Source organism: Mangrovicoccus sp. HB161399 (assembly GCF_013184745.1).
GTDB lineage: Bacteria > Pseudomonadota > Alphaproteobacteria > Rhodobacterales > Rhodobacteraceae > Mangrovicoccus.
In genome coordinates this window covers 1-4,762 of the sequence record NZ_JAATVU010000159.1, presented here as the reverse complement: position 1 = coordinate 4,762, position 4,762 = coordinate 1, and the positions used below count along the sequence as shown (strand labels likewise).

The following is a 4,762-nucleotide window of genomic DNA, read 5'->3' as shown; positions in this document are numbered from 1 at the left end:
GGCCGGACCCGGGATCCGAAACGTCAGAGGAAAGGACAGCCGATGAGTTGATTAAACCTGCTTGATCCGACCCTCCTCATGTGAACCCTTCGTGAAACGGCAGAGTGAGGCGGGGTCCGGAACAGTCCGGGGGACTGTTCCTCCGCGGAACGACGCCACCGACGCGGAGGCGATCTGCGAGGCGGCTCAGCGGCCTGGCATGCGCTTCGTGCCTGTGAAGAGCGAGGAAACGCAGGGGGCGGCCAGCGTCTTCCGCGTGCGGGAGCTGCTGATCCGGCAGCGCACCCAGACAATCAACGCGCTGCGCGGTCACTTGGTGACCTACAACGCGTCGCTGGTCGCGCTGCTGAACCATTACGGGACCATCCCCCGGGCCTACCGCCCGTACCGCGCGAAAACAAAAGGGAAAATCGAGCGGCCGTTCCGCTACATCCGGCAGGATTTCTTCCTGGCCCGCAGCTTCCGCAATCTCGACGACCTGGACGCGCAGTTCGATGCCTGGCGGACCGAAGTGGCGAACCCGCGGCTCCACGCCACCAGCCGACGGATCGTCGACGAAGCCTTCGCCGACGAGAAGCCCGCCCTGAAGCGGCTGCCCGCGATCCCCTATCCGCGCCGGTTCCACGCGATGATGGGCACGGATTCCACGTGATCGTGGGCAGGCCAGGCCGACAGTCTGAAGCTACGGTGCGCCTCGTCTTGAGCGAGGGAGCCAAATGCCAACGGAACGACTGTCGATGCGCCGGATACGGGATGTACTGCGACTGAAGCATGCCCAGGGGCTGAGCGAACGGGCGATCGCCACGTCGCTCGGGCTGGGAAAGGGAACTGTCGGTGCCTATCTTGGGCGGGCCCGGAAGGCCGGGCTGGGCTGGCCGCTGCCGGAGGCGCTGTCCATTGACAGCTGTCGCCGCGGCACCGCGTGGGCGCAGGGCTAGGCGCGGGCACGCGCCAGCTGTCCGCCGCCACCGAGAAGCGCATCTTGCGCCTCTTCCCAGAGCTCTGCGGTTTCCTCTAGGACACGCTGTGCGGTCGGAGGCGGAAGTTTCCCCTTCCAGGCGTCGACCACGGCCTTACTGTCTCTTTGGTGTTGGTGCTGAAGCGCTCCCGCGGACCCGCCCTGCGCCGAACTTTCCCGCCGGATCCTGTCGATGATGCCGGGTGTCAGCTCCAAGCTGAGACTTTCGAAGATGGCGCTGAAATATTCCAGCGGCCTCAGGCAGAGATCGTCGTGCAGCACGAAGCACCAATCCCGGCGGCGGCGGTGCAGTTCGAGCGTCGCGGCGGTGAACAGCTTCCACTGAAGGATCAGGTCGGATACCGGGTCGCCGAGTGTCCGCTGCCGATAGGTGAGCTCCTTCGCGAGACCCGGGCGGCTTGCGGGCACCGGGTGCCGGAGCATGTCCTCGATCTCGCTGTCCCAGCCGAGCGACAGGTAGCTCGCGACGACGCTGCAGGGGTGGCGCAGCATGACGATCACCTGCGCGGCATAGGTATCCGCCAGCCATTCGCTGGAATAGAAGGCGATCGGGTCCTTGAAGCAGACGCGGCGCGGATTGATGAAATCCTTTCGGTGACGCAGCAACCACCGCGCGGCGAGCCGGGCCGGGGTGTATCTTTTGGCGGCGGGCAGGCAGCGTTCCAGCGTGCCCCGGACAGCCAGTTTCGAGCGGCTCGGCAGGTGACCGAGCGAGACCATGTCGTCGATTTCGCGCCGGTGAGGCGGGCTGTTTGCCTCGGTCAGCGCCATGAATCGGTCCGGCAACTGCAGGCGGGCGCCGACGTCGTCGTTGAACGGCTCGTAAACGAGAAAAACGGACTTCGAGGCGCCGATGATATTGCCGGTCCAGGTCGTCCCGCTCCGCGGGCAGCCGGTAACGAGGATGGGGCGGTTATGCGTCATTGGGATCTCGCCGACAGGAATGCGCGGCACGCCTGTTCGAGCATGGCCGCGGCGTCCTCGTGCATCTCAGGCGACGGATAATAGGGGTTGTGGGTCCAGCGCTGCGAAAGATCCGGGCGATCATTCGCAGTGTCGACGGTGGTCCGCTCGCCTGTAAAGCGGTCGTAGAGCGGTTGGGGCGAGCCCCTGGACGACACGCATTCGACGTAATGCGCGACGTCGCCGGTGAGCGCGTTCATCATGCCGGCGTTCACGAGCTGCGGGAACTTGCCGAACATGGCGTGGACATTATCGTAGCGCTGCCACCACCAGAAGACATTGCCCGAATGGTGCAGGCCCGGCCGACGCTTGGAAATCCACAGAAGGATGATCGGAACCTCGATCGCCTCGAAAAGCGCCCTGTAGTTCTCGATCCAGTTGTCGCGGGTTTCGCGCAGAAGCTGGCGCACCTCGGGCGGGCCGTGGAACACGCGAAGGGCGCGGGCGACCGGTGCGGGCAGTCCGTGTGGCCGGTAGGTCTCCAGCAGCTGCCGATAGGCGTCGTCCGCGGCGACACGGGCGCCGCTGGAGCGTTCGACCAGGTATTCCAGGCCGTTGCTGCGGAAAAGGCTGTTGTCCTCGCTGCGCCCGGACATCACTTGAATAATCGCGAAGCGGCCCTTGTTGACCAGCTCGATCAGCGATGGGTGGCGCAGGTAGAAGCGGGGCCCCGCGCCGCCGTAGCCGAAGTTCGCGAACTCGAAACCGAGAGTCTGCTGCAGGATTTGGGGGAAAGGCGTCTCGCAGAAGCACCCGAAGGTCTGCGCGGCGCCGAGGCAGGTCGCGTATTCGCCGGGCTTCAGCCGGGGTGCCGGCCCGCGAAAGGAGAGCGCCGAGCCGGCGTGTTCGTACATCTGGTAGTCGACGATCGACCAGTCGCGGCGCTGGTAACCCGAGAGATGCTCGCGCTCGGCGTTTTCGAGGGGGGGCATCATGACGAACTCCATCCAAGGCAAGAGGTGGCGGTGGGGGCGGGGCGATCGGCGCGGCGCCGCGTTGCAAGGGCGCCTCGCGGCCACCGGGGGGCATCGAAAGGGTTCCTGCGTTTCATGAGCGTACCGCCTTCAATACCGGGGAGCGCCCTCGCAAGGAGGCGGCGAGCTCCTCCAAATCGCCACGCTGCGAGAACCGGGTGTAGTAGTCCACGGCCGCGCTGGACGCTTCGCGAAGCCGTACGGCGTCCGACAGAAATTCGGTCATGGCCTCGGCATCGAGCGGAAACACGCATGACTGGAACCCAGGCGTGAGAGCGCCGGTCGAGGCCTCCGAACCAAAGACCGGCTTGCCGTGGCGCAGGGCCTCGACAAGCTTGATGTTCAACCCCGTGCCATGCGTGGGCGAAAGGCAAGCCTTGGACCGCGCGTAGGTGCGCTGCAGCTCCTCGGCGGAAAGAAAGTGCAGAAGCGTGATATTCGGGTATTGCTCTGCCAAGGTCCGTATCTCGGGGCGGCCACAGATGAGCCCGCAAAGCGCGATGCGAAAGCCCCTAAGTTTCTCGCCCATATCGGCAAAGAGCCCGCAGAACCCCTCGACATTTATGGCGTTTCCGGAGGCAGCGAAAAGCAGGTCGAAATCGAAACTTTCCATATTCTGGAGCTCAATAGCATCGGCTGTGGGGTATTCCGGTATATAGTGAATCTCCGCGTTCGGCATCATATTACGATAGAAATAAGTTTCGTTTGGAGAAATCGTGATGACGGATTTCGCGGCGCTGAGCGCGGAAATCTCGTAGCGCAGCGCAAAGAGACTTTTCATGGATACCAGCGAACCGTCGGAGCTTTTGGCACGCCGGAAGTACCTCAGGTCATGGGTCTCGACGATCGTACGCTCCGCGGCGATGCCGTTGATCTGCGCCAGGCTGTCGACGTAGTTGACGACATAGAGGATCTCCGGGTGCTCCGCCCTCAACCGACGATAGTTCGGCGCTTGCGATGGCGCTCCCAGACGGTAGACCTGCCGTGCCAAGCTGGGAAAGCAGAGCACAAGTAATTTTTTCAGTTTGTTCAATATCTTTATTGGAAGAGTCTCGATGTCAGAGACCAGGCGGATGCCGGGAAAGCGCGCGGCGAAATCGGCCTCTTGCTGCTTCGTCCAAGGATCGGACGGGTGGTTGGCGAAATGATAGAGCACGACATTGTCGCATTGCTGGCAGATGAACGATAGCTGGCTCAGGGTCCGCTGCTGGCTGCCGTTAGCGCCGCTCATGAGCGCCCCCCAATAGTAAACCATCACAAGAGGATCGCCGCCGCCAAGAGCGTTCAATGCCTCATCTACGTGCTGTTGTATGATATCGGCCATCGCAATGTGTTGCCCAAAAATTGAATTTGTAAATTCACAGGTATATTGGAAAAGGATAGACTCGAAAGCCATGCCCAGCAACCGGATTATCGCAGTGCGGCACGCCCAATTCTGGGGCTGCCGTATTTTTGTGCTGGGTCGCGCTGCCCGCCTTTGGGCTAGGCTCTGGACACATTGAGTTTCACAGCCAGTAGATAACGACTGCCGCGAGGGCGATAGCTGAGAAGAACACCTTCGGGCATCTGTCGTATCGGGTTGCTACGCGGCGCCAGTCCTTGAGCCTGCCGAACATGATCTCGATGCGGTTTCGCCGCTTGTAGCGGCGCTTGTCGTGTTTCACGGTTGTCTTGCGTTGCTTTCGCCCGGGAATGCAGGCGCGTATCCCTTTGCTTTGCAAAGCTTCCCTGAGCCAATCAGCGTCATGGCCTCGGTCGCCGAGCAACCAGTCAACCTTCGGCAGGCTGCTGAGCAGTACCCGGGCGCCGATGTAGTCGCTGACTTGCCCTGCTGAGACGAAGAGAT

Annotated in this window: 4 protein-coding genes and 2 pseudogenes; 2 read left to right on the top strand and 4 right to left on the bottom strand. The window is 62.7% G+C overall.

Features of this window, described 5'->3' with window-relative positions; all coding sequences use genetic code 11:
* Positions 1–61 precede the first annotated feature (61 nt).
* Positions 62–316 (top strand): annotated as a pseudogene (locus HCC78_RS33360) (transposase); the annotation flags it as partial.
* A 400-nt stretch (positions 317–716) separates the two neighbouring features.
* Positions 717–896, top strand: a pseudogene (locus HCC78_RS31545) (sigma factor-like helix-turn-helix DNA-binding protein); the annotation flags it as partial.
* A gap of 38 nt (positions 897–934) precedes the next feature.
* Here HCC78_RS31545 and HCC78_RS31540 read toward each other — a convergent pair.
* The 4 genes from HCC78_RS31540 to HCC78_RS31525 form a co-directional block, all read right to left on the bottom strand.
* Complete coding sequence (locus HCC78_RS31540) at positions 935–1,903, bottom strand: sulfotransferase (RefSeq protein ID WP_172332663.1); 969 nt, start codon at positions 1,901–1,903, stop codon at positions 935–937.
* On the bottom strand, positions 1,900–2,877 hold the full coding sequence (locus HCC78_RS31535; protein ID WP_216671397.1) for a DUF6473 family protein: 978 nt from the start codon (positions 2,875–2,877) through the stop codon (positions 1,900–1,902). Before HCC78_RS31535 ends, HCC78_RS31540 begins: the two co-directional genes overlap by 4 nt.
* 112 nt (positions 2,878–2,989) lie before the next feature.
* A complete protein-coding gene (locus tag HCC78_RS31530) occupies positions 2,990–4,240 on the bottom strand; it encodes a glycosyltransferase (RefSeq protein ID WP_172332662.1) in 1,251 nt (416 codons plus the stop codon).
* Between the two features lie 181 nt (positions 4,241–4,421).
* Positions 4,422–4,762, bottom strand: a 341-nt coding sequence (locus HCC78_RS31525) for an IS5 family transposase (RefSeq protein ID WP_172332661.1), incomplete at its 5' end; no start/stop codon positions are given.